The organism is Aeromonas dhakensis (assembly GCF_002285935.1).
Taxonomy (GTDB): domain Bacteria; phylum Pseudomonadota; class Gammaproteobacteria; order Enterobacterales; family Aeromonadaceae; genus Aeromonas; species Aeromonas dhakensis.
Window position 1 is genome coordinate 4,231,264 of record NZ_CP023141.1, and the last position, 24,944, is coordinate 4,256,207.

The following is a 24,944-nucleotide window of genomic DNA, read 5'->3' on the forward strand; positions in this document are numbered from 1 at the left end:
CGGAGACATTTCATGCCGCAGTTTTTCATTCATCGCCCGGTGTTTGCCTGGGTGATAGCCCTCTTCATCGTACTGGCGGGGGTCATCGCCATTCCCAAGTTGCCCATCTCCCGCTATCCCTCGGTGGCGCCGGTGTCGGTGACCCTCTATGCCACCTATCCGGGCGCCACGCCGCAGACCCTGAACGATGCGGTTGTGAGCCTGATCGAGCGCGAGCTGTCGGGAGTCAAGAACCTGCTCTACTTCGAGTCGTCGGTGGACGCCTCGGGCAGCGCGCAGATCACCGCCACCTTCAAGCCGGGTTCCGACCCCGAGCTGGCCCAGATGGACGTGCAAAACCGCATCAAGGCGGTCGAACCCCGGCTGCCACAGGCGGTACGACAAAACGGCCTGCAGGTGGAGTCCGCCTCGTCCGGCTTTCTGATGATGGTCGGCATGACCTCACCGGATGGCCGCTTCGATGAAATAGCGCTGAACGACTACATGGCCCGCAATATCGTCCAGGAGCTGCGCCGCATCGAGGGCGTGGGACGGGTGCAGCTGTTCGGCGCAGAGCAGGCCATGCGAATATGGGTGGATCCGGGCAAGCTCGCCGCCTTTGGGTTGACCATCAGCGAGGTGGCACAGGCCATCGAGCAGCAGAACGTGCAGATAGCGCCTGGGCGCCTCGGCGACGAACCCGCCCTGCCTGGCCAGCGCCTGACGGTCCCCCTCACGGTGCAAGGCCAACTGACGACCCCCGAGGCGTTCGCCGCCATCGTGCTGCGAGCCGGTACTGATGGCGCCAAGCTGGTGCTGGGTGATGTCGCCCGGGTCGAGCTGGGGGCACAATCCTACGCCTTTGCCAACCGCGAGAACGGCGTGGCCGCCACCAGCGCCGCCATCCAGCTCTCCCCCGGTGCCAACGCCGTGCGCACCGCCGATGCGGTGCGCACCCGTCTCGCCCAGCTCGCCCCCACCCTGCCGGCGGGCATGGCTTACTCCATCCCGTTCGACTCGGCCCCCTTCGTCAAGGTCTCCATCGACAAGGTGATCCACACCCTGCTGGAAGCCATGGTGCTGGTGTTCCTGGTGATGTTCCTCTTCCTGCAGAACCTGCGCTACACCCTGATCCCGGCCATCGTCGCCCCCATCGCCCTGCTCGGCACCTTCGCGGTAATGCTGCTCGCCGGCTTTTCCATCAACTCCCTGACCATGTTCGGCATGGTGCTGGCCATCGGCATCATCGTCGACGACGCCATCGTGGTGGTGGAGAACGTCGAGCGCCTGATGGCCACCCAGGGGCTATCGCCCCGAGAGGCGACATCGCGAGCCATGAAGGAGATCACCGGGGCGGTGATCGGCATCACCCTGGTGCTCACGGCGGTGTTCATCCCCATGGCGTTCGGCAGCGGCTCCGTGGGGGTCATCTACCAGCAGTTCACCCTGTCGATGGCGGTCTCGATCCTCATTTCGGCCTTCCTCGCCCTGACCCTGACGCCCGCACTCTGCGCCACCTTGCTGCGCCCGGTCAGCCCGAGTCATCATGAGAAGCGCGGCTTCTTCGGTGCCTTCAACCGGGGCGTCGAGCGCCTCACCGCGAGCTACGGAGCGCGGGTGACCCGCCTGGTCGGGCGCAGCGGACGCATGATGGCGGCCTTCATCGCCCTCTGCGCCGTGCTGGCCATCGCCGCCGCCCAGCTGCCCTCCTCTTTCCTGCCGGACGAGGATCAGGGCTACTTCATGACCTCCATCCAGTTGCCGACCGGTGCCACCAGCGAGCGCACCCTGGCCGTCATCAAGGAGTTCGAGGCCCATGTGGCCTCTCGCGAGGCGCTCGACACCAACCTGGTGGTGCAGAGCTTCAGCTTCTCCGGCGCCGGCCCCAATGCGGCCATGGCCTTCACCATGCTCAAAGACTGGGATCAGCGTCATGGCGCCACGGCTGCCGAAGAGGCAGAGCTGGCACAGGCCGCCATGGCCAACAGCCATGAAGGCACAGTGATGAGCCTGCTGCCGCCCGCCATCGACGAACTGGGCACCTCTTCGGGTTTCACGCTCTTCCTGCAGGACAGGGCCAACCAGGGGGACGCCGCGCTGCTGGCCGCCCAGGCGCAACTGCTGGCACTGGCCACCCAAAGCGAGGTGGTGAGCGATGTCTATCCGGACAGCCTGCCCCCCGGCGAGAGCATTCACCTCGAGATTAACCGGCAGAAAGCCGAGGCCATGGGACTCTCGTTCACCAGCGTGAGCAGCACCCTGTCGGCGGCGATGGGGTCGCTCTACATCAACGACTTCCCCAACGGCGGGCACATGCAGCAGGTCATTCTGCAAGCCGACGCCAAGGCGCGCATGCAACTCGATGACGTGCTCAGCCTGCGGGTGCGCAATGCCAGCGGCGGCATGGTGCCCCTGCGGGAGGTGGTGACGCCAACCTGGCACCAGTCGCCGCAGCAGATGATGCGCTTCGAGGGCTTCCCTGCCGTACGCCTCTCCGGGAGTGCCGCACCCGGGGTTTCCAGCGGCGCTGCAATGGCACAGATGGAGCGTCTGGTGGCACAGCTGCCGCCAGGATTTGCCCTGGCCTGGACGGGCCAATCGCTGCAGGAGCGCCAGTCGGCGGCCCAGGCCCCCATGCTGATGCTGCTGTCGGCGCTGGTGGTCTTCCTGGTGCTGGCCGCGCTCTACGAGAGCTGGTCCATCCCGCTCTCCGTGATGCTGGTGGTCCCCCTGGGCCTGCTCGGTGCCGTGGCGGCGGTGATGTTGCGCGGCATGCCCAACGACGTCTTCTTCAAGGTGGGCATGATCACCATCATCGGGCTGTCGGCCAAGAACGCCATCCTGATCGTGGAGTTTGCCCGCCAGTTGCACGGCGAAGGACGCTCGCTGCTTGATGCCGCGGTGACCGCCGCACGCCTGCGTCTGCGCCCCATCCTGATGACATCGCTCGCCTTCACCCTCGGCGTGGTACCGCTGATGGTCGCCAGCGGTGCCAGCGCGGAGACCCAGCATGCCATCGGCACCGGCGTGTTCGGCGGCATGATCAGCGGCACCCTGCTGGCCATCTTCTTTGTGCCGGTCTTCTTTGTCTTCATCATCGGGGCGCAGGAGCGCCTGCAAGTCTGGCGGGCCCGGCGTGCTAAGCAATGGGGAGAGCAGTAATGGCCGGGCTCTGTCCCCTGAGCCTGTTGTACGGCCTGAACGAGGGCCGCCAGACAGCCCTGGTTGAGGTCTGCGTTGCCAGTCCTCATTCACCCACCATTACGGAGGAGCCACGCCATGTTTTCTGACACTCAACGCCGCTGGCTGGTACTCCTGGCCTTCTTGCCGGTAGTCATCGACATGACCATATTGCACATTGCCGTACCTTCGCTGACCCAGGCCCTCGGTGCATCCGCTACCGAGGTACTGTGGATCATCGACATCTATCCGCTGCTGATGCCGGGACTGCTGGTGGCCATGGGCACTCTGGCGGATCGTATCGGCAACCGGCGTGTGCTGCTCACCGACCGGGCTTGCCATCTTCGGGATGGCTTCCCTGCTGGCCGCCTTTGCGCCGACGCCAGCCATGCTCACCAGTGCACAGGGGCTGCTGGCCCTAGTGGGCGCGATGATCATGCCGGGTGTGTTTGGCACCATTCGCTGCACCTTCCAAGAGGAAAATGAGCGCGCCATTGCGCTGGGCCTGTGGGAAACAGTTAGGGCTGCGGGGCGGTTCTCGGACCGTTGATCGGCGGAGTGCGGCTGGCCCACTACTGACGGGGATCGACCTTTTTGATCTATGTCCCGGTCATGCTGTTGGTTGCGCCGCTGGTATTCATCCTATTGCCGCCAATCGAACGGACGACGTCGGGTAGCTGGGGATTGGGCCAGGCGCTGCTGCTTATCCTCGGCGCCCTGGCGGGGGTCGAGCTGACCCTGGCGCAGGAGCTGCAATACGTGCTGGGCAACACGCCACTACAAGCCGGCATGTTCATCATCCCCATCATGGCCGCAGCCGCCGTGGGCGGCCCGAACGCAGGTTACCTCTTCAACCTCTGTAGCCTGCGCACCGTCGCCAGCTCATCGCTGGCAATCTCTGCGGCCGCACTCTGCTATCTGACCTAGGTGGACTTTCACCATCCCAATGTCAGGATGCCAGCAACGCTGGCCCTGCTGGGACTCTGTCTCAGCATCGGTCTGACGGCTTCCTCCATTGCCAACATGGACGCAATGGAGGCGGACAGAGGTGCAGGGAGGCAACAGTCTATGAACCAGGGGCGGGGTTCGGGAGCACCTTCTAATGGCGTACTATAAAAATCACAAAATGAAAAAGCCCAACCTGTCAGACAGGTTGGGCCTTGAAGATGGCGGAGAGACAGGGATTCGAACCCTGGGTGGCATTGCTGCCACAATTGATTTCGAGTCAATCCCGTTCGGCCACTCCGGCATCTCTCCACGGGGCTTCATTGTTACCGGAGCCGCCTCTGGAAATCAACTTGAATCTCTTTAAAGATCAAACAACTGCACACAAAACCAGCAGATAAGTACACACCAGGCAAACGGGCGTCCGAGCCTGTCGCTCCCGGTACTGGTACTCAATCCAGGGCGATCAGCCCCCTGCATTGCGTCCCGTGCATTCGATGGCGCTGAACCGCCATCCCCCTCCAGTCAGCGTTCCTCTGCTCATTGCAGATGACTTGGCTTTGCATTAAAAACAGGCAAGACAGGGTCAACATGACGGATTGCCGTGCAGGGACCCGGCTGCAGCCCTTGTCGGCCAGGCTGGCAATCGGCGCGCATTTGACTGACAATTTCCCCCTTTTTCCCAGGAGGTCGCGGCGCGGCCTCTCATCCAATCAGACAGGAAGTACATGTTCATCGCACGAACCCTCTCATTGCTGGCACTGACCGCCAGCCTGCTGACGGCTCCGGCCTTGGCTACCACCTATCCACTGCCCCCGGCAGGCAGCCGCCTGATCGGCGAGCTGGAGGACTACATAGTCCAGCCAGATGAACATCTCGAGCTCATCGGCAAGCACACCCAGATTGGTTTTTTGGCGCTGCTGGAAGCCAATCCGGGAGTCGACCCCTATTTGCCCAAGCCGGGCACCCGGCTGACCCTGCCGACCCAGATGCTGCTGCCGGACGTGCCCCGCGAAGGCATAGTGATCAATCTGCCGGAGCTGCGCCTCTACTATTTCCCCAAGGGCAAGAACGAGGTGATGGTGCTGCCCATCGGCATCGGTGACATAGGGCGGGAGACTCCCGAAATGACCACCACCATCATTGCCAAGAACCCCAATCCAACCTGGGTGCCTGGCCCCATGGTGCGCAAATCCTGGCTGGAACAAAAAGGGATCACCCTGCCGGCGGTCGTGCCACCAGGCCCAGACAACCCCCTCGGCAAGTTCGCCATGCGCCTTGGCTATGGCAAGCGGGACTATCTCATTCACGGCACCAACAAGGATTTCGGCGTTGGCCTGCGGGTCAGTGCCGGCTGCATTCGACTGCGTCCTGACGACATCGAGGCCCTGTTCAAGATTGTCCCCGTCGGCACTCAGGTGCGGGTGATCAACCAGCCGGTCAAGACCGCCATCGAGCCCGATGGCCGCCACTGGCTGGAGGTTCACTCTCCCCTCTCCCGCACCGAACTGGAGCTGAAACAGGGCGCCCCGCTGATCCTCTCCGCCGAGGCGCAGGCCTTCATCGCCAGGCCGGAAGTCGACGGTGACAAGGCCGCCAGCGCGCTCAACAGCAAGAACGGCATCCCCCGTCCCGTCAGCGGCTGATAGCCAACCATGTTCACGAGGATCTTCATGAGCTACCGCGTTTTTTGCCTGTTTGCCCTGCTGCTGAGCCCGGCGGCTCTGGCCGACATCCTCTGGATGGACAACGGTGACCGGCTGACCGGCACCATAGAGGAGATAGGTGACGAGGAGGTGCGCATCGCGCTCCCTTACAGTGAGCCCGTCACCGTCAAGCGCGAGGCGGTCAAGCGCTGGCGCATCGAGAAGCAGGACAAGCCGAAACCAACCGTCAAGAGCGGCATTACCCTGCTCGCCCTGACGCCGGATGACCCGAAAGCCTGGCTGTGGAGCGGCAGCGGCGATCTGAACGTCAAGCTCAAGCACAGCGACAAGAAGACCAACAACGTCAACCTGAAGGCATCCACCGAGGTGGCCAACCTCGACTGGCGTTATACGCTGGACGGGGAGTACATCTACGAGACCGCCAACAACGTCACCAACAGCCACGAGTATCGACTCAAGCCCATGCTGGACTTCTTCTTCGACCAACGCTGGTTTTTACGATCAGCCATCGACTTTCAATACCAGATGCTGAACCCCGAATACATGGATGTGGGTTATGTGACCGGCCCGGGTTACCGGTTCTGGAACGACAAGCGGCGGCGACTGGAGCTGATCGGCCAGGCCGGGCTGGAGCGCTCCTACTTCAGACCGGATGACATCAACACCCTCTTCATCATCGGCCTGTTCAACGACAGGATCATCAACTATCCCCTGCTGGGCCTTGGCTGGGACTATCGTCAACCTGTTGCGCTCTGGTCGGAGCAACTGGAGCTGTTCAGCAAGGGCGGCTACAAGCGCTATCTGGACCAACCCTCACCCTATTTCACCCGGGAGCAGGCGGTGCAGGGCAGCCTGGGGATGCGCTACTACTTCAACGATCATCTGCGCCTCTCCTGGTCAAGCGAGCTCGACTGGGAAGATAATCGTATCAATATCCCGGGCTTAGAGCTGAATAACGGCAGAGAGTGGCGCCACCTGCTCACTCTGGGAGCCAGTTTCTGAGCCAGGCCGATCACCGATGACCCAGCAGCCACAAAAAAATCAGGCCCACCTAGGTGGGCCTGATTTTTGGCAAGGCTGGGGGTGAGCCGCGGCCTAGAAGTAGAGTCGGGTGACAGACTCGATGACGCAGCCGGGGCGACGTACCCCCTCGATCTCCACCTTGATCTCCTTGAGCAGCTCCAACCCGCCCTTGATCGGGGTAACCCGAGCCAGCTTGGTGCGCGCGCGGATGTTGCTGTCCACCTTGATGGGGTACGGGAAACGGACCTGATCCAGACCGAAGTTCACCACCATGCGGGCGGTCGGAAACTCCGGATTGGCCTCGTCCACCGAGCCGGTCAGCTGCGGCAGCAGGGCCAGGGTCAGGAAGCCGTGGGCGATGGTGGTCTTGAACGGCGATTCGGCCGCCGCACGCTCGGGGTTGGTGTGGATCCACTGATGATCCCCGGTCACGGCGGCAAACTGATCGATCATCTGCTGGCTGACATGCAGCCATTCGCCCACGTGGGTCTCTTCACCGATGCGCGCCTGCAAGGTGGCAAACAGGGTCGCCGCCTCACCGTCGAGTTCGATGATCGACTCTTGCGGTGACACGGGCTGGCCGTTGACGGCCTGGGCCGCGCCCTGCTGCTGCAGCATGGACTGGCTGTCGCCCTGCAAATCCAGCACTCGCCCCAGCAGAGGGTGGAGGTGTGCCTTTTGCTGAAACTCACGCCAATAGTCGCGGATAGCCGGAGAGAGCCAATCCTTGAGCTCAAAGGGGTGCTGCGCCAGAATTTCGCGCTTGCGCTTCAGAAAATCGACAACTTTCATGTACCGATCCCTATTCGATTCAAAGCCTGTAAAGAGGTCTAACCAGTCCTATTTTATTAAAGTTACAGCTGAAAGTGCAAAAAAATCTCGGCGTACAGCTGTACCAAGGCAAAAATCACTACAGGATAGCTACATAACAGCATGATGAACCAACGAAGAAAACGATTGCCTATTTTTTATCCGTTCATGCTGGCATTGAGATGAAAAAGGCCCGTCACGGGCCTGTGTGGAGATCAGCGCGCTGCTGACCACCACTCGCGGCACCCTGCCTCATCGAAGAAGGTCCAGGCCAGCACCCGGCTCACCTTGTTGCCCTGCGCCATCTCGAGCACCCGCACCTGACGAACACCGACCCGGGTCAGCGCCTTCTTCGCCGCCGGCAGATTCTCCTTTTTCGATACCAACGAGCTGAACCAGAGGCACTGTTCGGCAAAGGCCCGGCTCTGGTTGATCATCGCGGCCAGAAAGGCGGCCTCTCCCCCTTCGCACCAGAGCTCGGCCTTCTGGCCGCCGAAGTTGAGCACCGGCTTGTCCTTGACCTCCTTGCCCAGATTGCGCAGCTTGCGCTCCGTCCCCTTGCTCGCCTCCGCCAGCGACGCGTGAAAGGGAGGGTTGCAGAGGGTCAGCGCAAAACGCTCGCGCGGCGCCACTATGCCCTGAAAGATGTCGCCGGCCCTGCCCTGCAGGCGGCACTCGATCTGGCTGCCCAGCCCGTTGCTGTTGGCCAGCAGAGAGGCAGCCTTGACCGACACCGGATCGATGTCGGAGCCGACGAAGCGCCAGCCATATTCGCGGGCGCCCAGCAGGGGGTAGATGCAGTTCGCCCCCACCCCGACATCCAGCACCCGCACGCCCTTGCCGGTCGGCACCTTGCCCGCGCTCTCGGCCAGCAGGTCGGCCACTCTGTGCAGATAGTCCACCCGGCCAGGGATGGGCGGACAGAGGTAGCCGGCCGGCAGATCCCAGTGCTGGATGCCGTAATGCAGCGCCAGCAGGGCCTTGTTCAGCGCCTTGACGGCGGCGGGGTCGGCAAAGTCGATGGTGCTGGCGCCGTAGGGATTGACGAAGACAAAGGGCTGCAGCTCGGGAGTGCGCAGACAGAGCGCGGCAAAGTCGTAGGGAGCCTGGTGGCGATTGCGCGGGTGCAATCCGGATTTATGGTCTGAACGGGTCTTCATGCTGGGCCTACCGGGGAAAAAACGGGCCCACACTATAGTGATTCGGCACCCGAAAGTCTAAATCGCAGCCATAAAAAACCGGGCTGCAGGAGCCCGGTTCAAGTGAGGTTGGAAAAACAGTCCGTACTGCGAGCCGTTTGTCCAGCCTGACTCAGATGTCGATCCGGCGTGCCTGCCAGAACTTGCTGCGCCAGTAAGAGCTGTCGAGCTTGGAACGGGTTACCCCGGCCCGGGTGGAGGCGTGGATGAACTCGCCATTGCCCACATAGATGCCGACGTGGTTGAGGCGGCGATTGATTTTGAAGAAGACCAGGTCACCTTCGACCAGATCCTGCTTGGAGACTCGGGTGCCTTCATGGACCTGGGAGCGGGTATCACGGGGAAGTTCGATGCCGACGGCGTTGCGGAACACTTCACGGGCAAAGGCGGAACAATCGATGCCACGCTGGCTGCTGCCTCCCATGCGGTAAGGAACGCCGCGCCACTCTTTGTATACAGTCAGGATTTCGTTTACATCTGGGGTTTGTGAAGCTTCCGGTTCAATTACGGGTTCCATCATGGAAACTTCGATCTTGCTCGCGACCTCGGGCTGGGGTGCCGAGGCACAACCCACCATTCCGAGCGCGACCAGCAGTAGCATCAGGTGGCGCAATCCTTTATCCCCGCAAAATAGTAAAACTTGTTAAAATACGGCCCGAACGGGCAATTTATAAGGCAACAGCACCCGACTATATCCAAGAATTCTATCGAGGCAAGCGAAAATCCCTATCGACCTCACATTTCTGCAAGGAAATGCATTATTTTTCCTGATTAATGTGATCGTGGCCAAACAATATACAATCTCGAAAGAGGCCGTCCTGACCGGATTAAACTGACTTTTATCGCTGTTTCGCCGCTCTTTTAAAGTGAAAAATTATGATCTCCGTGGATCTCTATTTGTTAAAACCGGCAAAGGTCGACGCCGAGCAGCTGACTCTGCTGCAGACCCTGCTCTCCCCCGCTGAACGGCAGATATGGCAGTCCATCGGTCAGCCGGCACGCCGCCAGGAGTACCTGCTCAGCCGCGGGCTGCTGCGACGGCTGTTGGCCGAGCGCCTGCAGTGCAACCCCGATGCACTGCAATTTGCCAGCACCCCGCACGGCAAACCTGTGCTGGGCGACGGGCGCTGGCAGTTCAACCTCAGTCACAGCGGGGATTGGCTGGTGATCGCCCTCTGCGCCGCCGGCCCGCTCGGGGTCGACATCGAGATGGGTCAGCGCCGCCGCCAGACTCTGCCGCTGGCGCGCCGCTTTTATGCACGCAGTGAATATGAGTGGCTGCTCGCCCTGCCCGAAGCGGAGCAAGAGTCGGCCTTCTATCGGCTCTGGTCGCGCAAGGAGGCGGTGCTGAAGGCCCACGGCGCCGGCATCGCCGCCGGCCTCGACAAGGTGCGTTTCGTGCCTGAGGAAGCGTGGCGGCTCGACAACCAGCTCGATGAACAGGATTACCGGGTGCAGGATTGGCCCGTCGGCCAGGGCTGGCTCAGCCTGGCCGCACCAACCCTGACCGTCAATGGCTGGCTACTCGATGGCAGCTTGAATTCTGTGCCCATCAACCCCATGTTAACTCACACCATTTTCCAAGAGTCAGCCTCATGATCGTCGACATCAATCCCCAGAATTTCCAAGCCGCCCTGATCGATGCTTCCATGAAAAAGCCGATCGTCATCTATTTCCACGCCCCCCAGATGCCGGAGTGTCAGGCCATGACCCCGCTAGTGGAGGCGCTGGTCGGCCCGGCCAATCCCCAGGTGACCCTGGCCAAGGTCGACATGAACGATCCGCAGCTGCAACCGCTGGCCGGTCAGCTCGGCCTGCGCGCCCTGCCGGCGCTGGTGCTGTTCCATCAGGGCCGCCCTGACGAGCAGGCCATTCTGGAAGGCCCGCAGGACGAGGCCACCCTGCGCGGCTATTTCGCCGCCTTCGCCCCCAAGGAGGAGGAGCTGCTGCTCGAACAGGGGCAACAGGCACTGGCGGACGGCCAGACGAGCATGGCCTATGGCCACTTCGGCAAGGCCCATCAGCTGGCGCCGGATCGCCACGACATCAGTCTGTGGTTGACCCAGGCGGCACTCGATCTCAATCTGCTGGATGAGGCTCAGGAGCTGCTCGGCAAGATCCCGATGATCGCCCAGGATGACCACTACCAGACGCTTGTCTCCCGTCTGGCGCTGGCCCAACAGGCCGCGGACAGCCCGGAGCTGCGAGCGCTGGAAGCCCGCCACCAGCAGGAGCCTGACAACTTTGCCCTGGCCCAGGAGCTGGCGGTGCAATACAGCCAGGCCGGCCGCCAGGAAGAGGCGCTGGCGCTGCTGTTCACCATCCTCAAGCGGGATCTCGCCTTCGGCGATGCCAAGAAGACCTATCTCGACATCCTGACTACCATGGGATCCAACCCGGCGGCACAGGGTTACCGTCGCAAGCTCTACAGCCTGCTCTACTGACTTGAAAAGAAGATGAGCAACGGGGTGATGCCGAGCGATCGGCATTGCCTTGTCAGGCGGGGATCAGCGAGGAAAATGCGGGAATTTGATGAATTTCAGGCAAAAAAAAATGGCGCATAACTGCGCCATTTTTTTCGCATGGATTACTTCTTGTAGGAAGTAGCCATGTTGTCGATGCGCTGGTTAGCACGCATAGCTTCTTGCTTGGCTTCTGCAACATCAGCAGCGATCTTGGACTGATCAGCACGAACAGCGCTAACATCTTGAGCCAGTTGGTCAACTTTGTTAGACAGATTCTGAACGGAAGTTTCCAGTTCGCTGGTGTTTGCACAACCGCCCAGCAGAGCGGACAGACCAACAACACCTACCAACAACATTTTTTTCATTTTAAAAGCTCCCTTTAACTCGCCAGACGTTTAGCAAGCGGCGTGATTATGGCACAAAAAAATCATAGTTTGGATAGGCCCCATCACAGATAAATGCATTAAAACCCTCATTTTTTTTTAAACGTACACTTTTTGTGCAAAGTTCAGTCAAAAATAAGGGTCACTGGATGAGGTTCGCACAAAGCGTAACCAAATTTTGTGCTTATTACAATTTCGTATGAGGCTCAGGCTGAACGTTCTGACAGCAACTGACGATACTGCACCAGATCCTCGATGGTCAGCACCGGCATGTCATGGCGGCGGCCAAATGCCACCAGATCCGGCAAGCGGGCCATGGAGCCATCTTCCTTGGTCAATTCGCACAACACACCGAAGGGTTTGAGCCCGGCAAGCTGCATCAGATCGACCGTGGCTTCGGTATGGCCGCGGCGGGTCAACACCCCGCCAGTGCGGGCCCGCAGCGGGAAGACGTGGCCCGGGCGGTGCAGGTCGGAGGGTCTGGCACCATCGGCGATGGCGGCCCGGATGGTGGTGATGCGATCGGCCGCCGAGACGCCGGTGGTCACCCCCTGCGCCGCCTCGATGGTCACGGTGAAGGCGGTCTGATAGTGGCTGGAGTTGGCCTCCACCATCATCGGCAGTTCGAGCTGGCGTACCCGCTCGTCGGTCAGGCAGAGGCAGACGATGCCGGAGCACTCGCGGATCATCATGGCCATCTGTTCATTGGTCATGGATTCGGCGGCGAAGATGAGATCCCCTTCGTTCTCCCGATCTTCATCGTCGGCCACCAGCACGCCGCGGCCGGCACGCAGAGCTGCCAGCGCCGCTTCGACACGGGCAATGGGATCACCAAATTCACTGAGAAGAGACTGATTCATGGTAAGACTCCTAAACAAGACAAGGACCAGAATCAGGGCATGGAAAGGCAGACAGAGATAGGCATGCGGCGGCCGGCCCGCGGGGGGCTTGCCTGCAATAGTCTGTCTTATCCTCTTTCATCCGGACTGTGACCGTCGGCTCCGGCATCTCACCGGATCTGCTGACCCCGTCCCGGCTGAAAACCGGGTCGGGCGCTCGCGGGCTCCCCGAGTCAGATCGGGATACCGCCGGTGGGGAATTTCACCCCGCCCTGAGAATAAGCGCAGACAGCCTAAAGAAAAACGGCGCCGGATACCAGCACAAAACCCATCAAGGATGAATAGCATGCCTGCTCCGGGGCACGGATCGCCCGGATGCACGGCGCGCTGTCCTTTCTGATTTTGTTTGTGGCATAGTGCCAGAAAAAACGCGCGGCCTGCGCAGACTCAGGCGCCAACAACACCAACGGAATCATGACAGAGATGGAAAAGAAAATACTGCTGACGGACTGCCCGGACGCCAAGGGCCTCATCGCCAAGATCACCAACATCTGCTACAAGCACCAGCTCAACATCAACAAGAACGACGAGTTCGTGGATCACGAAAACGGCCGCTTCTTCATGCGTACCGAGCTGGAGGGGCGCTTCAACGACGAGACCCTGCTGGCGGATCTCGATGATGCCCTGCCCGCCGGTGCCCAGCGCCGGCTGGTCAAGGCCGGCAAGAAGCGCATCGTCATTCTGGTGACCAAGGAGACCCACTGCCTCGGCGACATCCTGATGAAGAACTACGCCGGTGCGCTGGACATGGACATAGTGGCGGTGATCGGCAACTACGACACCCTCGCCGAGCTGACCGGCAAGTTCGACATTCCGTTCCACACCGTCAGTCACGAGGATCTGAGCCGCACCGAGCATGAAGAGCAGGTGCGCGCCATCATCGACGGCTACCAGCCCGACTACGTGGTACTGGCCAAGTACATGCGGGTGCTGACCCCGAGTTTCGTCGAGGCCTATCCGCGCAAGATCATCAACATCCACCACTCCTTCCTGCCCGCCTTCATCGGTGCCCGCCCCTATCGCCAGGCCTTCGATCGCGGGGTCAAGCTGATCGGCGCCACCGCCCACTTCGTCACCGACGATCTGGATGAGGGCCCCATCGTCGAGCAGGACGTGATCCACGTCGATCACACCTTCAGTGCCGACGACATGGCCAAGGCCGGCCGCGACGTGGAGAAGTCCGTGCTGAGCCGGGCGCTGGAGCTGGTGCTGAACGAACGGGTGTTCGTCTACGGCAACAAGACTGTGGTGTTCAAGTAATTCCGGCCCCTGAAAACGACAAAGGCTCCCGCGGGAGCCTTTGTTCCATGTGCACTGACGCGACGTCAATCAGAGCGGCAGATCGTTGATGGTCATGGCGCCCTTGTCGAGCTTGATCTCGGCCGTCAGCTGCTCCTTGTCCGCCTTGAGATACCCCATGGCGGCGAACTGATCCAGCATGGGTGCCAGCTGCGGCACCGCCTTGCCCAGTTTGCCGCTCAGGTTGGCGTGCAGCAGGCCGGAGAGAGCGTGCATCCCCTCTTCGCTGTTGAACAGCTGCTCGAGCGAGGTGCTCGCCAGCTTGATGTCGCCCTTCATGGCCACCGGTTCGCCGTTGAGGTGAGAGCTCAAGTCCACCAGCTCCAGCGTGGCGCCACGCTTGAGCATCTTGTCCAGCGCCTGCTGGATCGCTTCCTCTTCAACGCCTTGGCCGCTGGAGGCCTGCAGCGCCTGATAGCCTTCCAGATCCAGCCCCTTCAGATTGAGGGCCAGCTTGCTCTGGGTCAGCGCCAGGTTGTCCGCCTCGTTCTCCAGATTGAGGGTATCCACCTTCATCTGGTAGCTGCTGGAGAGGGTCTGGGCATCATCCCCAGCCAGCTGGGTCTCGGAGGTCAGCCCCTGCAGGGAGAACTTGACGTTGTCCGGCAGCTGTACCGACAGCGCGGAGAGGGTCATGTCGCTGCGGGGAGAGAGCCAGATCCCGCGGATCTCGGCCATGTCGGCGCTGCCCTTGAGCTCGGCCACCACCATGTCCATCTTGTTCTGCTCTTCGTGCAGGGTCATCCCCTGCCAGTGGAAGGTGAGGTGGCCATTGCCTTCCAGATCACCGTGATAGTCACCCTTCATCGGCAGGAAGCTGAACTCGTCGAGCCCCTGCTTGACCTTGAACTCGTTGGCCCAGAAGCGGCTGCTGTTGCTGGAGGTCCACAGGCTGCTGACCGACTCGATGCCAAACTGCCACGGTTCCATCTTGAAGGCGTTGAACACGGGCGCCAGCGAACCTTGCCTGGTGTCGAGCAGCATGTTGCTCTTGATGTAGAGCGGCAGGATGCGGCTGTCGACGATGAACTGCACCTCGACCGGCTCGCTCCCCTCCAGCTGACCATCCAGGCTGGCCAGGGTCTGCGAGGTGATCACCATCTTCAGCACGCCGTCGCGGGTGAACAGGTTGCTCGAACCCGGCTGCCAGCTCAGCTCGATGCCGCTCTCCTGCTTCACCTTGGCGATCTGCTCGGCCATGATGCGGTCGAACGCGTTGCCCGTGTACCAGCAGGCACCCAGCCCACCCACCACCAAGGCCGCCGTGACGGCCAGCGCTACTCGCTTCTTCATCTTTATTCCGTTCTCCAGGGAGTGATTGCCGCACTCTACGGGGCAAGTTCGGGGGGAGGCAAGCGCAATTCGGCGCCGGCCACAATTAAGTGATGTCACAACAAGGGGCTGAACAGATAGAACATGTTCTCCATTGCCTTCTTGTACCAGGGGCGTGCCCGCCACTTGGCCAGCGACATGGGCGTCGCCTCCACCATGTAGCCCTGCACCAGCTGGGTCATCTCGGCGACGAACACCGGATTGTCGATGAGCAGGGTCACCTCGAAGTTGAGCCAGAGGCTGCGCCGATCCAGGTTGACCGTCCCCACCAGGGCGAAGTCGTCATCCACCAGCACGCTCTTGGTGTGCAGCAGGCCGGCGTCGTAGCGGTAGATCTCCACCCCCGCCTCCAGCAACTCCTCCATGAAGGCATTGCAGGCGTAATTGGCCATGATGGAGTCGTTGCGCGCCGGCAGCACCAGCTGCACCTGCACACCGCGGGCCGCCGCCGAGGAGAGCGCCGCCGCCAGCGGATCGTCCGGTACGAAGTAGGGGGTGGTCAGCACCAGATGGTGGCGGGCCTGGTAGATGGCCAGCAGCAGGCTCTGCTGGATGCAGTCGCCGCCGACGAAGGGGCCGGACGGGATGAGCTGGGCCCGGTAGTTGCTCTGGGGCCAGGCCTCCGGCTCGTGCTGCAGGCTGTCGAGCAGCCGCTCGCCGGTCTCCATCTCCCAGTCCCAGACGAAGATGGACCACATCAGCGGTACCATGGGGCCCTGTACCCGGATCATGATGTCGACCCACTGGCCGACCCCGGCGTTCTGCTTGAAGAAGCGGGGATCCACCATGTTCATGGAGCCGGTGTAACCGACCCGGTCGTCGATCACCACCAGCTTGCGGTGCATGCGCAAATCCTGGCGCTGGAACGGGATGCGCCAGGCCCCGACCGGCAGCACCTCCACCAGCTTGACCCCCGCCTTGCGCAGCTTCTTAGGCCAGGGCGAGCGGAAGAAGGTCTTGCTGCCCATGGAATCGAGCAGCAAGCGACAATCCACGCCGCGCGCCGCCACTTCCATCAAGGCTTCACACACCTCGTCGGTGTCGCCGCCCGGGTGCCAGATGTAGAACTCCAGGTAGCAGGACTGGGAGGATTGTCGGATGTCGCGCACTATCTCGCGCAGGATGGCTTCCGGCTTGCTGAGCAGCGTCATCCGGTTACCGGAGAGCATCGGCATGGCCAGCCGTCCCTGGATCAGATCGTGCAGCGGCTGGGCCTTCTCCCCCACCTCGCAGCAGTGCTGAGGGAAGAGGCGGGCCAGCTGGCGGATCCAGATGGCGTAAGGGCGGTACATGGCCTGGGCCCGCTCGGCGCGCCGCCGGCCGAGGCGAATTTCGCCAAACAGCACGTAGAAGCCGACCCCGGCAAACGGGATGGCATAGATGAGGGCGAGCCAGGCGAGCGAGACCCCGATGGGGCGTCGCTTCATCACCACCCGCAATGAGACCCCCGCCACGATCACGGTGTGAAACAGCAGCAGCAACCAGCCCAGGAACTGGGAAAACAGCAGTTGGATGTCGTGCTCCAGACCGTTGATCACGAGAACTCCTTTTACACAGGGGTGAAAGCGGTGGGCAGATCCCACGAAAGCAGGATGGTATGCTGTAAGACACACCCATTCAATCAGGTCGTTAGCATGATCCTGTCATCTATGCTGCTCAGTCTGGCCATGCTAGGTCAAGGCTCATATGACATCAATGAGCAACAGATAAACCAGTACCTGCAATCCCAGGTGCAAGTGAACAAACAGCTGGAGCTGCCCGGCATCATCAAGGCCCATGTGCAGCTCGAGCAGAGCGACGTGCAGATCGGACGTCAGAGCCCGGACACCGCCCGGGTCTACGGCAAGGGCAAGCTCAAGATCGCCCTGCCGGACAACACCGAATACGACGCCAGGCTGAACATGGCCTACGAGGCGAGGCCGCGTTACGACAAGGCGCAGAGCGCCCTGTTCCTCGACAACATGAAGTTGATTGAATACAAGCTGGAGCCTGAGGCGGCGCAGCAGAAGTTCGGCTTCATGCTCGGCATGCTGCTGCAGAGCATGGAGAAGCGGCTGGAGACCCAACCGGTCTACCGGCTCGATGCCAAGGATCCGAATCAGGCCTGGCTGAAGGAGAATCTGCTGGGGCTGGAGCTGTCACCGGGCAAGATCCATCTGCTGACCAAGCCCCAGTGACGGTTCAGTTGTAGACCGGGGCCTTGGCCTGGCGCACCAGCAGCTCGATCTGGTAACCCTGTTCGCGCTGCTGGTCATAAAGGGAGAAGAGCGGCCCCTCCAGCTCGTGCAGGGGCAGGTCGGCAAAGCCGGCCTTGAGGTAGAAGGGCTTTTCGAACGGCAAGGCCTGGCAGATTACCGGCTTGTCCAGCAGATCGCTGCAGGCGTGCTGCAACAGGCGAGACCCCAACCCCAGCGACTGGTAGTGGGGCAACAGGCGAAAGCCGCAGAGGTGATAGTAATCCTGTTCGTCGCGCAGGCGCACGGCTCCCACCAGCCAGTGGGCGTCGCGTACCACGAAGATCCGCTCGGCCAGATCCGGCACGTAGTGGGAGAAAGTGGTTTCGTAGTAGTCCCTGATCAGGGAGAGATCCGCATCGCAGTACTCTTCGAACGTGAGTTCCATCGCCCGTTTGCCTATCACACTCGTTTCATCCCTGGCCATCCGGCCAGATCCTCGCACAGAAGTTGTTGGTCGAAGAGATCCGACCAGCATGAAGATATCACGGCTTTTAGTAACAAAAAAGCCAATAACCACACCAAGTTGCATACTTTTTAACATGCTGCCGGCGCGGCGGCAAACCGCAATCCTAGCACGGCAAACCCGAGGCAGACACTGTTTGTCCCTTCTCCTGGCCCTTTACGGCAGCTCGCCATTTGATGACCCGCAACTCACTGATTTGGCTCTACAAACAGATCATGTAAACATTTATTAACAAGTCATTCTCGTCAGCGCCCTACACAAAAAGCTCCATTCGAATAGCAACTTCACCATTTCGCCCTATGGTGAAACCTTGGCATAGCATCGCGCTGTTGTTGCCCGCGTGGGGTCACCCCCACACCGACACCTCACCACTTTGCCAAGGAGCTATCATGTCCAGACCGATCCCCTCCCTGTTGCTGCTGGCCCTGCTGCCCGCCGCCAGCTGGGCCGGCGACATCCATGTCCCGCTTGCCCCCTATCACTTCACGGCGCAGCAGCTTGCCGCTGGCCAGCCCTCGGCACTCCCCCTGGATGAGGCCCACTTCGTGTTCGGCGAGGCGGCCATGGCGTTCGATCTGCACGACTTCTTGCTGCAACAGGCGCCTCACCTGCTACCCAAGGAGGAGGTTATCCTGCACTGGAGCGGCATCACCAGCCTCAACCCCCAGCTGCTGCTGGCCCTGATGGAGACGAGCAGCCAGCTCATCTCGGCCCCCTCCGAGCAGGCCATGGCGGCGCCGTTCGCCAAGCTGGTGAAGGCCAGGGGCTTTGACAATCAGCTGGAGCTGATGGCGCGCCAGCTCTCCGAGCGCTTCTACCAGGCCCGCGCCCAGCTGCAGCTCAGCCCGCGCCGCGCCCCCGCCCTGGCGCCGCAAGCCGCGCACCAGGCCGCCCTCGCCAGCCTGCTGAGCGCGCCAGTGCAGCAGCAGCTCGGTGAGCAGTGGCGGACCCTGTTCGGCCAGGATGCCATGACCTCCCCCGGGGGCGGCGCGGCTGCGCCCGCGGTACCGCTGGCTGGCGGCCAGTTCCAGCTGCCCTGGCGCCAGGGCTACAGCTGGAAGGCCAACGGTGCCCACTCCCATACCGGCTCAGGCTACCCCTACTCCTCCATCGACGTCTCCTACGACTGGCCGGGCTGGGGCGGCGCCACCTACACGGTCACCGCCGCCAACAGCGGCACCGTCACCGTCTTCTCCCGCTGCCAGGTGCGAATCACCGCCCCCAACGGCTGGGCCACCAACTACTACCACATGAGCGGGATCTCGGTGCGCAGCGGCGACTACGTGGCCGCCGACACCCCCATCGGCACCTATGCCAGCAACCGCAACGAGGCCCTGTGCGAGGGCGGCTCTTCCACCGGCCCGCACCTGCACTTCTCCCTGCTCTACAACGGGGTGTTCCAGTCCCTGCAGGGACAGAAGCTGAGCAGCTATGCCGTCAACGTCGGCGCCAGCAACTACGACGACAACTGCAACCGCTTCTGGCTCTACAACCAGCGCAATGGCCAGCGCTACTGTGCCTGGCAGCCGCTCTACAACAACGGGGTCGACTGAGTTGCAATACAACCTGCTAAGTGATTGAAAAATCAGTAATGATGAGATCTGTGCGTTTTTTTGCAAGCCGTCACAGATCCGCACAGTCCGCTTTGAAAGTGCTCACAAAATCGCCGCCTGGCGATTGCCGGCCAGCCAGGCTGGTGTGAGGCTCTGGGTGCCCATCAGGGCACCCAATAAAAGGACTGACAATAATGAAACACACAGCGGGAATCTGGGCGATCGCAGGCATGCTGATCGCTCCTTTGGCACATGCCGACGTCATACTGCACGCCTTCAACTGGAAATACAGTGAAGTCACCGCCAAGGCCGATCTCATCAAGGCTGCCGGCTACAAACAGGTGCTCATCTCGCCGCCCCTCAAGTCATCGGGCAACGAGTGGTGGGCACGCTACCAACCCCAGGATCTGCGCCTCATCGATACACCCCTTGGCAACAAGCAGGATCTCGAGCAGCTTATCGCCGCCATGCAGGCACGGGGCATCGCCGTCTACGCGGACGTGGTGCTCAACCACATGGCCAACGAGAGCTGGAAGCGCAGCGATCTCAACTACCCCGGCAGCGAGCTGCTGCAAAGCTATGCCGCCAACCCCGGCTATTTCGAGCGGCAGAAGCTGTTTGGCGATCTGGGCCAGAACTTCCTGGCCGGCCAGGACTTCCATCCGGAAGGGTGCATCAGCGACTGGAGCGATCCGGGCAACGTGCAATTCTGGCGGCTGTGCGGCGGTGCCGGCGACAAGGGGCTGCCGGATCTCGACCCCAACAACTGGGTGGTGAACCAGCAGCAGGCCTACCTCAAGGCGCTCAAGGGGATGGGCATCAAGGGCTTTCGGGTCGATGCGGTCAAGCACATGAGCGATTACCAGATCAACGCCGTGTTCACCCCGGAGATAAAGCAGGGGATGCACGTGTTCGGCGAGGTGATAACCACCGGCGGCGCCGGCAGCAACGATTACGAGCGCTTCCTCAAGCCCTACCTCGACAGCAGCGGCCAGGGTGCCTATGACTTCCCGCTGTTCGCCTCCCTGCGCGGGGCGCTCGGCTATGGCGGCAGCATGAACCTGCTGGCGGATCCCGGTGCTTACGGCCAGGCCTTGCCGGGCAGCCGGGCGGTCACCTTCGCCATCACCCACGACATTCCCACCAACGACGGCTTTCGCTACCAGATCCTGAACCCGACCGACGAGAAGCTGGCCTACGCCTACCTGCTTGGTCGCGACGGCGGCTCGCCGCTGGTCTATTCGGATCACGGCGAGACCCAGGCCAAGGACGGGCTGCGCTGGCAGGACTATTACCTGCGCAGCGACCTCAAGGGGATGATCCGCTTCCACAACGCGGTGCAAGGCCAACCCATGCAGCTGGTCGGCAGCGGCGACTGTTTCGTGCTGTTCAAGCGCGGCAAGCAGGGGCTGGTCGGCATCAACAAGTGCGACTACGAGCAGGAGTACTGGCTCGATACCGCCAAGTTCGAGATGAACTGGTATCGCAACTACCGGGACGTGCTCGACCAGAGCGCCGTGGTCAACGTGCAGAGCCAGTGGGTCCGGGTCGCCATTCCCGCCCGCAGCGCCCGCCTCTGGCTGCAGGAGTAAACCGGCAACTGCCGTGCGAGGCCGCCAATGGGCGGCCTTTTATTTGGTCTGCCGCCGCTATTTTCTCGGTCGGGTGCACGGGTCGGTCAGGGCGGGCTTGTTCTGCCCGCGCCGTGATGCTTTACTCAACAAGGCTAACGAGGCTGAAGGAGCAAGCCGTTGAAAGCATGGATGTTGATGGTATTGATCCCGCTGTTCTCCCCGCCCGGCTGGAGCCAGACACCCGCCCCGGCCGAGGTGGTGATCCTCACCGCCGAGCCGCCGGCCCCGCCCCCCGCGGCGCCCCCCGTCACCATGCGCACTCCGGGGGTGCTGCCACCGCCCGAGCCGGCCAGCCCCCCGCTGCCGCCCGGTACCCGCCAGATCCAGGTCTACAAGTCGGTGCAGAAAAACGGCGTGGTGCGCTACTCGGACGTGATGCCGGATCAGGGCCGCTACGAGCTGCTGTTGTTCAACGACTGCTACGCCTGCGACCCCGACTCCAAGGTCAACTGGCATACCACCGGCCTGTTTCTCTATGACTACGCCAGCACCATCCAGGCGGCGGCCAAGGCCTATCAGGTGGAGCCGGCCCTCATCCGGGCGCTGATCCACGCCGAGTCCGCCTTCAACCCCCTCGCCGTATCCCGCAAGGGAGCCATGGGACTGACCCAGCTGATGCCCGCCACGGCGCGGGAGCTGGGGGTGGGCAATGCCATGCTGGCGGAGCAGAACATCTTCGGCGGGGTGAAATATCTGGCGGGGCTGCTCAAGCAGTATGGTGGCAACGTAGCGCTGGCCACCGCGGCCTACAACGCCGGTGCCGGCGCGGTGCAAAAGCATGGGGGCATACCCCCTTACGCAGAAACCCGCGCCTACGTAGAGCGGGTGCAACTGCTGCGCCAGCGCTACAAAGACATGCTGAGCGCCAAGGGGTTGTAAGCCCCTGGCAAGTCACAAACAGGGTGGCACTCCCTCCCATATGGCCGAAACCCGCACCTATTCCTATGTGTGGAACGGGTGCAGCTGCTGCGCCAGCGCTACAAGGACATGCTGAGCGCCAAGGGGTTGTAGCCCCTCTCCTCTTGCCGATGACCAAGCAACCCTGCGGGCCCTTGCGGCCCGTTTTTGTACCCGCCAGAAACGAAAAAACACGCCCGGGGGCGTGTCGATACCACACTTTGTTGCCCTGACGGATCAGGCTTTGGTCGCGATCGCGCGATAGGCCAATGCACCCAGAATGGCACCGACGATGGGCGCAACCCAAAACAGCCACAGCTGGCTCAGTGCCCAGTCCCCCACGAAGAAGGCCACACCCGTGCTGCGCGCCGGGTTGACCGAGGTATTGGTCACCGGAATGCTGATGAGGTGAATGAGGGTCAGGCACAGACCGATGGCGATGGGGGCAAACCCGGCCGGGGCCCGGCTGTCGGTGGCGCCCATGATGACGAACAGGAAGAAAGCTGTCATCACCACTTCGCACACCAGCGCCGCCAGCATGCTGTAGCCGCCCGGGGAGTGCTCGCCATAGCCGTTGGAGGCAAAGCCCGCCGCCAGGTCAAAACCGGCCTGACCGCTGGCAATCACATAGAGCACAGCCGCGGCAGCAATCCCGCCCAGCACCTGAGCGACCATGTAGGGCAGCACGCCGGAGGCCGGAAAACGACCGCCGGCCCACAGGCCAATGGTCACGGCTGGGTTCAGGTGACAGCCCGAGATATGGCCGATGGCGTAAGCCATGGTCAGCACGGTCAGACCGAAGGCCAGCGCCACGCCGAGCAGGCCGATGCCGACGTTCGGAAAGGCGGCGGCCAGCACGGCGCTGCCGCAGCCCCCCAGCACCAGCCAGAAGGTGCCCATGAATTCAGCTGCAAAAGGTTTCACTTCTCGACTCTCCCAATGATGGATGAAGCGGGAGCCCAGGGCTCACCGGGCCGCACCACGCGGCCGGCGCATATTATGGGAGTCAGGATCGGGCATGCGAAGGGAGGGGGGCACGGCCATAAAACGTGATATGCATCACAAGCCGTTGATTAACTGAGAGGATTGTCGTTAGCGACCGATCAGGCTGCCCTTCTCGGTGAAGAGGAGGTGCGACAGAAAGTGACCCTTTTGAGGCTTCTGCCGACAGCCACCGCAGCCAGAGGAAGCAACCCGCCGGTGCATGGCCGGTTGCCCGATAGTGCCGCTATCACGGCGGTATGCGCGGCTCAGCGGTAGCGACCGCGCACCGATCCCGTGCTGCGTCCAGCCATCTTGATCAGGATCTGGCGGGTATGGAAGTGGCAGAGCGCCACCCCGAGGGCATCCGCCGCATCCGCCTGGGGGGTGGCCGAGAGCTTGAGCAGGTGGGTCACCATATGCTGCACCTGCTCCTTGGCGGCGCCGCCGGTGCCCACCACCGCCTGCTTGATCTGGGTGGCCGAGTATTCGCTCACCGGCAGCAGGGCATTGACCGCCGCCACGATGGCGCTGCCGCGAGCCTGACCCAGCTTCAAAGCGGAATCGGCATTGCGCGCCATAAAGACCCGCTCGATGGCGAACTCGTCCGGCTTGAACTGGGTGATGATCTCGCTCACCCCGTCATAGACCTGCTTGAGGCGCGACGGCAGTTCCCCCAGGTCGGTGCGGATGCAGCCCGAGCCCAGGTACTCCGCCTTGCCCGCCACGATGCGAATGACCCCGTAACCTGTGATGCGTGAACCCGGATCTATCCCCAAAATAATGCTCATAGACTCGCTGCTGCTCTGAAGGCCGTTTCTGCTCGCCAAGATAGCAAACAAGCCAGCGCTTGGCTCGCCCGGCAGGCGCCCTCCCCTGCCGACTGCGCAGGGATGCGCCATCTCATACAGTGGTCCGGCGATTTTTTCACCCGCCGCCCCGCCGATGACCTAAGCAAACCGGCGCGGCGATCACCTTCACTCCCCTGCCAGGGCCACCAGTTGCTCCGCCAGCCGGTGGCTGTGCAGGTAGCTCTCAATCAGCGCCCCGTCGGCCCGTCCTGTCTCAATCTGCTGATACCAGTGGGCCAGCATGGCGGCAAAGCCCCGTTGGGTAAGCACCGGCTGCCAGTCGTCGGGGGCCAGGGTCTGCACGGCTTTATCGCGGGCCAGGGTGCCCCGGGTGCAGTTCTCGATATGCAGGGAGAGGTTGTCGCCATAGGCGTCTATACACTCCTCGGTAATGCCAGCGCTGCGATTCATGCTGCCGCTCACCGCCACCTGCCCGCTCTGCCAGGCCACGCTCACCCCGGCCAACAGCGCGGGTTGGCGGGCACAGCGCCGCAGCACTGCATGCAGATCCCCATCAGGCGCGCCGCCATAGTAGCAGAGGCTGTCGAGCACATGGATAAAGTCGTCGAACAGAAATGCGCGCGGCGTCCCCGGCAGGGCGTGGCGGTGCTTTTGCCAGTGGAGCTCGGTGAGCGGCTGATTATCTGCAAGCGGCAGCGCCCGGGCCGCACTCATGGCGGGCAGATAGCGGCGGTTGAAGCCGACAAACAGCGGGCGGTTCTGCGCCAGGGCCAGATTGACCAGGCTCTCTACCCCGGCAAGAGTGTCGCACAGCGGCTTGTCGACAAAGGTGGGGATGCCGGCGCGCAGGCATTGGGCGGCCAGTTCCAGGTGCACCGCGGTGGCGGCGTGGATCATCACCGCATCCGGGCGGCTTGCCAACAGGTCACCCAGCTCGGTGAAGTGCTCGGCGATACGGTACTGGCGGGCCAGCTTCTCCAATACCGCCGAATTGCGGGTACAGAGCAGCGGGGTGACTCGCTCGTCGCTGGCAAGCAGCGGCAGATAGGCTTTCTGGGCGATATCACCAAGACCTACGAGGGCAATGCGCATGACAACTCCTTGTTTTATCAGGCACGCGTGGGCATGGTAAGCGCTGGCGAGCGCCTGCGCCAACCGGCCAATGCAAACTGGCAGACAGAGTAGC

The 24,944-nt window shown here is 62.1% G+C and carries 23 protein-coding genes, 1 tRNA gene and 1 riboswitch; of the genes, 12 read left to right on the plus strand and 12 right to left on the minus strand.

What is annotated here, in order from left to right; genetic code table 11:
* Window positions 1-12: 12 nt before the first annotated feature.
* The 3 genes from CK627_RS19535 (at window position 13) to CK627_RS22985 (ending at window position 4,086) form a co-directional block, all read left to right on the plus strand.
* Complete coding sequence (locus CK627_RS19535; protein ID WP_095593158.1) at window positions 13-3,141, plus strand: multidrug efflux RND transporter permease subunit; 3,129 nt, start codon at window positions 13-15, stop codon at window positions 3,139-3,141.
* A 117-nt stretch (window positions 3,142-3,258) separates the two neighbouring features.
* The gene (locus CK627_RS22980; RefSeq protein WP_217349752.1) at window positions 3,259-3,645 is read left to right on the plus strand and encodes a hypothetical protein; all 387 of its coding nucleotides are present in this window, start codon (window positions 3,259-3,261) and stop codon (window positions 3,643-3,645) included.
* Window positions 3,646-3,771: 126 nt separating this feature from the next.
* Window positions 3,772-4,086: a hypothetical protein gene (locus CK627_RS22985; protein WP_217349753.1), complete on the plus strand. Its 315-nt coding sequence runs from the start codon at window positions 3,772-3,774 to the stop codon at window positions 4,084-4,086.
* A gap of 240 nt (window positions 4,087-4,326) precedes the next feature.
* Here CK627_RS22985 and CK627_RS19545 read toward each other — a convergent pair.
* Window positions 4,327-4,416, minus strand: a tRNA-Ser gene (locus CK627_RS19545).
* A gap of 416 nt (window positions 4,417-4,832) precedes the next feature.
* Here CK627_RS19545 and CK627_RS19555 point away from each other — a divergent pair.
* Both CK627_RS19555 and CK627_RS19560 read left to right on the plus strand, forming a co-directional pair.
* Window positions 4,833-5,750 (plus strand): L,D-transpeptidase family protein, encoded by a 918-nt coding sequence (locus tag CK627_RS19555; protein WP_042050486.1) that lies wholly within the window; start codon window positions 4,833-4,835, stop codon window positions 5,748-5,750.
* 27 nt (window positions 5,751-5,777) lie between these two features.
* Window positions 5,778-6,773 carry a DUF481 domain-containing protein gene (locus CK627_RS19560; protein WP_095593159.1) on the plus strand — a complete coding sequence of 332 codons (996 nt, stop codon included), beginning with the start codon at window positions 5,778-5,780 and terminating at the stop codon, window positions 6,771-6,773.
* Window positions 6,774-6,866: 93 nt separating this feature from the next.
* On the opposite strand, the gene CK627_RS19565 is transcribed toward CK627_RS19560, so the two are convergent.
* The 3 genes from CK627_RS19565 to CK627_RS19575 form a co-directional block, all read right to left on the minus strand.
* A complete protein-coding gene (locus CK627_RS19565; protein WP_095593160.1) occupies window positions 6,867-7,586 on the minus strand; it encodes a MaoC family dehydratase in 720 nt (239 codons plus the stop codon).
* Window positions 7,587-7,819: 233 nt separating this feature from the next.
* Window positions 7,820-8,764 carry a 23S rRNA (adenine(1618)-N(6))-methyltransferase RlmF gene (rlmF, locus tag CK627_RS19570; protein WP_095593161.1) on the minus strand — a complete coding sequence of 315 codons (945 nt, stop codon included), beginning with the start codon at window positions 8,762-8,764 and terminating at the stop codon, window positions 7,820-7,822.
* A gap of 151 nt (window positions 8,765-8,915) precedes the next feature.
* On the minus strand, window positions 8,916-9,404 hold the full coding sequence (locus tag CK627_RS19575) for a C40 family peptidase (protein ID WP_005298673.1): 489 nt from the start codon (window positions 9,402-9,404) through the stop codon (window positions 8,916-8,918).
* Between the two features lie 275 nt (window positions 9,405-9,679).
* Between CK627_RS19575 and CK627_RS19580 the strand changes: the two genes are divergently transcribed.
* Both CK627_RS19580 and CK627_RS19585 read left to right on the plus strand, forming a co-directional pair.
* Window positions 9,680-10,402, plus strand: coding sequence for a 4'-phosphopantetheinyl transferase family protein (locus tag CK627_RS19580; protein WP_095593162.1), 723 nt, complete (start codon window positions 9,680-9,682; stop codon window positions 10,400-10,402).
* Window positions 10,399-11,247 (plus strand): tetratricopeptide repeat protein, encoded by an 849-nt coding sequence (locus tag CK627_RS19585; RefSeq protein WP_095593163.1) that lies wholly within the window; start codon window positions 10,399-10,401, stop codon window positions 11,245-11,247. The genes CK627_RS19580 and CK627_RS19585 overlap by 4 nt, the downstream gene beginning before the upstream one ends.
* Window positions 11,248-11,390: 143 nt before the next feature.
* On the opposite strand, the gene CK627_RS19590 is transcribed toward CK627_RS19585, so the two are convergent.
* Together CK627_RS19590 and ribB are read right to left on the minus strand one after the other, a co-directional pair.
* Complete coding sequence (locus CK627_RS19590; RefSeq protein WP_010634682.1) at window positions 11,391-11,633, minus strand: Lpp/OprI family alanine-zipper lipoprotein; 243 nt, start codon at window positions 11,631-11,633, stop codon at window positions 11,391-11,393.
* Window positions 11,634-11,857: 224 nt separating this feature from the next.
* The gene (gene ribB, locus CK627_RS19595) at window positions 11,858-12,511 is read right to left on the minus strand and encodes a 3,4-dihydroxy-2-butanone-4-phosphate synthase (protein ID WP_005298666.1); all 654 of its coding nucleotides are present in this window, start codon (window positions 12,509-12,511) and stop codon (window positions 11,858-11,860) included.
* A gap of 105 nt (window positions 12,512-12,616) precedes the next feature.
* Window positions 12,617-12,774, minus strand: a riboswitch (FMN riboswitch).
* Between the two features lie 199 nt (window positions 12,775-12,973).
* Between ribB and purU the strand changes: the two genes are divergently transcribed.
* Entirely contained in the window at window positions 12,974-13,810 is an 837-nt protein-coding gene (purU, locus tag CK627_RS19600) for a formyltetrahydrofolate deformylase (RefSeq protein ID WP_011705222.1), read from the plus strand.
* 69 nt (window positions 13,811-13,879) lie between these two features.
* Here purU and CK627_RS19605 read toward each other — a convergent pair whose 3' ends face one another.
* The gene (locus CK627_RS19605; RefSeq protein WP_095593164.1) at window positions 13,880-15,142 is read right to left on the minus strand and encodes a DUF945 family protein; all 1,263 of its coding nucleotides are present in this window, start codon (window positions 15,140-15,142) and stop codon (window positions 13,880-13,882) included.
* Between the two features lie 95 nt (window positions 15,143-15,237).
* Window positions 15,238-16,719, minus strand: coding sequence for a cardiolipin synthase (gene cls / locus CK627_RS19610; protein WP_005298659.1), 1,482 nt, complete (start codon window positions 16,717-16,719; stop codon window positions 15,238-15,240).
* 96 nt (window positions 16,720-16,815) lie between these two features.
* On the opposite strand from cls, the gene CK627_RS19615 reads away from it, so the two are divergent.
* A complete protein-coding gene (locus tag CK627_RS19615; RefSeq protein WP_005298658.1) occupies window positions 16,816-17,358 on the plus strand; it encodes a YceB family lipoprotein in 543 nt (180 codons plus the stop codon).
* A 4-nt stretch (window positions 17,359-17,362) separates the two neighbouring features.
* Here the strand turns inward: CK627_RS19615 and CK627_RS19620 are convergent, their stop codons facing one another.
* Window positions 17,363-17,842, minus strand: a complete 480-nt coding sequence (locus CK627_RS19620; RefSeq protein ID WP_005298657.1) for a GNAT family N-acetyltransferase — start codon at window positions 17,840-17,842, stop codon at window positions 17,363-17,365.
* A 428-nt stretch (window positions 17,843-18,270) separates the two neighbouring features.
* Here CK627_RS19620 and CK627_RS19625 point away from each other — a divergent pair, with 428 nt between their 5' ends.
* The 3 genes from CK627_RS19625 (at window position 18,271) to CK627_RS19635 (ending at window position 21,947) form a co-directional block, all read left to right on the plus strand.
* Window positions 18,271-19,434 carry a M23 family metallopeptidase gene (locus tag CK627_RS19625; protein WP_095593165.1) on the plus strand — a complete coding sequence of 388 codons (1,164 nt, stop codon included), beginning with the start codon at window positions 18,271-18,273 and terminating at the stop codon, window positions 19,432-19,434.
* A 194-nt stretch (window positions 19,435-19,628) separates the two neighbouring features.
* Window positions 19,629-21,026, plus strand: coding sequence for an alpha-amylase family protein (locus tag CK627_RS19630; RefSeq protein ID WP_167385393.1), 1,398 nt, complete (start codon window positions 19,629-19,631; stop codon window positions 21,024-21,026).
* Window positions 21,027-21,197: 171 nt separating this feature from the next.
* A complete protein-coding gene (locus tag CK627_RS19635; RefSeq protein ID WP_167385432.1) occupies window positions 21,198-21,947 on the plus strand; it encodes a lytic transglycosylase domain-containing protein in 750 nt (249 codons plus the stop codon).
* A 255-nt stretch (window positions 21,948-22,202) separates the two neighbouring features.
* Here CK627_RS19635 and aqpZ read toward each other — a convergent pair whose 3' ends face one another.
* The 3 genes from aqpZ to CK627_RS19650 form a co-directional block, all read right to left on the minus strand.
* Window positions 22,203-22,889 carry an aquaporin Z gene (gene aqpZ / locus CK627_RS19640; protein WP_025202032.1) on the minus strand — a complete coding sequence of 229 codons (687 nt, stop codon included), beginning with the start codon at window positions 22,887-22,889 and terminating at the stop codon, window positions 22,203-22,205.
* A 326-nt stretch (window positions 22,890-23,215) separates the two neighbouring features.
* Window positions 23,216-23,737 carry a crossover junction endodeoxyribonuclease RuvC gene (gene ruvC / locus CK627_RS19645; protein WP_005298649.1) on the minus strand — a complete coding sequence of 174 codons (522 nt, stop codon included), beginning with the start codon at window positions 23,735-23,737 and terminating at the stop codon, window positions 23,216-23,218.
* 186 nt (window positions 23,738-23,923) lie between these two features.
* Window positions 23,924-24,850, minus strand: coding sequence for a Gfo/Idh/MocA family protein (locus CK627_RS19650; RefSeq protein WP_095593167.1), 927 nt, complete (start codon window positions 24,848-24,850; stop codon window positions 23,924-23,926).
* Window positions 24,851-24,944: the final 94 nt, after the last annotated feature.

Bases quoted from the DNA above. Each gene is read 5' to 3' on its own strand.
- CK627_RS19535 (WP_095593158.1), top strand. From the start codon at position 13: ATGCCGCAGTTTTTCATTCATCGCCCGGTGTTTGCCTGGGTGATAGCC.
- CK627_RS22980 (WP_217349752.1), top strand. From the start codon at position 3,259: ATGTTTTCTGACACTCAACGCCGCTGGCTGGTACTCCTGGCCTTCTTG.
- CK627_RS22985 (WP_217349753.1), top strand. From the start codon at position 3,772: ATGCTGTTGGTTGCGCCGCTGGTATTCATCCTATTGCCGCCAATCGAA.
- CK627_RS19555 (WP_042050486.1), top strand. From the start codon at position 4,833: ATGTTCATCGCACGAACCCTCTCATTGCTGGCACTGACCGCCAGCCTG.
- CK627_RS19560 (WP_095593159.1), top strand. From the start codon at position 5,778: ATGAGCTACCGCGTTTTTTGCCTGTTTGCCCTGCTGCTGAGCCCGGCG.
- CK627_RS19565 (WP_095593160.1), bottom strand. From the start codon at position 7,586: ATGAAAGTTGTCGATTTTCTGAAGCGCAAGCGCGAAATTCTGGCGCAG.
- rlmF (WP_095593161.1), bottom strand. From the start codon at position 8,764: ATGAAGACCCGTTCAGACCATAAATCCGGATTGCACCCGCGCAATCGC.
- CK627_RS19575 (WP_005298673.1), bottom strand. From the start codon at position 9,404: ATGCTACTGCTGGTCGCGCTCGGAATGGTGGGTTGTGCCTCGGCACCC.
- CK627_RS19580 (WP_095593162.1), top strand. From the start codon at position 9,680: ATGATCTCCGTGGATCTCTATTTGTTAAAACCGGCAAAGGTCGACGCC.
- CK627_RS19585 (WP_095593163.1), top strand. From the start codon at position 10,399: ATGATCGTCGACATCAATCCCCAGAATTTCCAAGCCGCCCTGATCGAT.
- CK627_RS19590 (WP_010634682.1), bottom strand. From the start codon at position 11,633: ATGAAAAAAATGTTGTTGGTAGGTGTTGTTGGTCTGTCCGCTCTGCTG.
- ribB (WP_005298666.1), bottom strand. From the start codon at position 12,511: ATGAATCAGTCTCTTCTCAGTGAATTTGGTGATCCCATTGCCCGTGTC.
- purU (WP_011705222.1), top strand. From the start codon at position 12,974: ATGGAAAAGAAAATACTGCTGACGGACTGCCCGGACGCCAAGGGCCTC.
- CK627_RS19605 (WP_095593164.1), bottom strand. From the start codon at position 15,142: ATGAAGAAGCGAGTAGCGCTGGCCGTCACGGCGGCCTTGGTGGTGGGT.
- CK627_RS19615 (WP_005298658.1), top strand. From the start codon at position 16,816: ATGATCCTGTCATCTATGCTGCTCAGTCTGGCCATGCTAGGTCAAGGC.
- CK627_RS19620 (WP_005298657.1), bottom strand. From the start codon at position 17,842: ATGGCCAGGGATGAAACGAGTGTGATAGGCAAACGGGCGATGGAACTC.
- CK627_RS19625 (WP_095593165.1), top strand. From the start codon at position 18,271: ATGTCCAGACCGATCCCCTCCCTGTTGCTGCTGGCCCTGCTGCCCGCC.
- CK627_RS19630 (WP_167385393.1), top strand. From the start codon at position 19,629: ATGAAACACACAGCGGGAATCTGGGCGATCGCAGGCATGCTGATCGCT.
- CK627_RS19635 (WP_167385432.1), top strand. From the start codon at position 21,198: ATGTTGATGGTATTGATCCCGCTGTTCTCCCCGCCCGGCTGGAGCCAG.
- ruvC (WP_005298649.1), bottom strand. From the start codon at position 23,737: ATGAGCATTATTTTGGGGATAGATCCGGGTTCACGCATCACAGGTTAC.
- CK627_RS19650 (WP_095593167.1), bottom strand. From the start codon at position 24,850: ATGCGCATTGCCCTCGTAGGTCTTGGTGATATCGCCCAGAAAGCCTAT.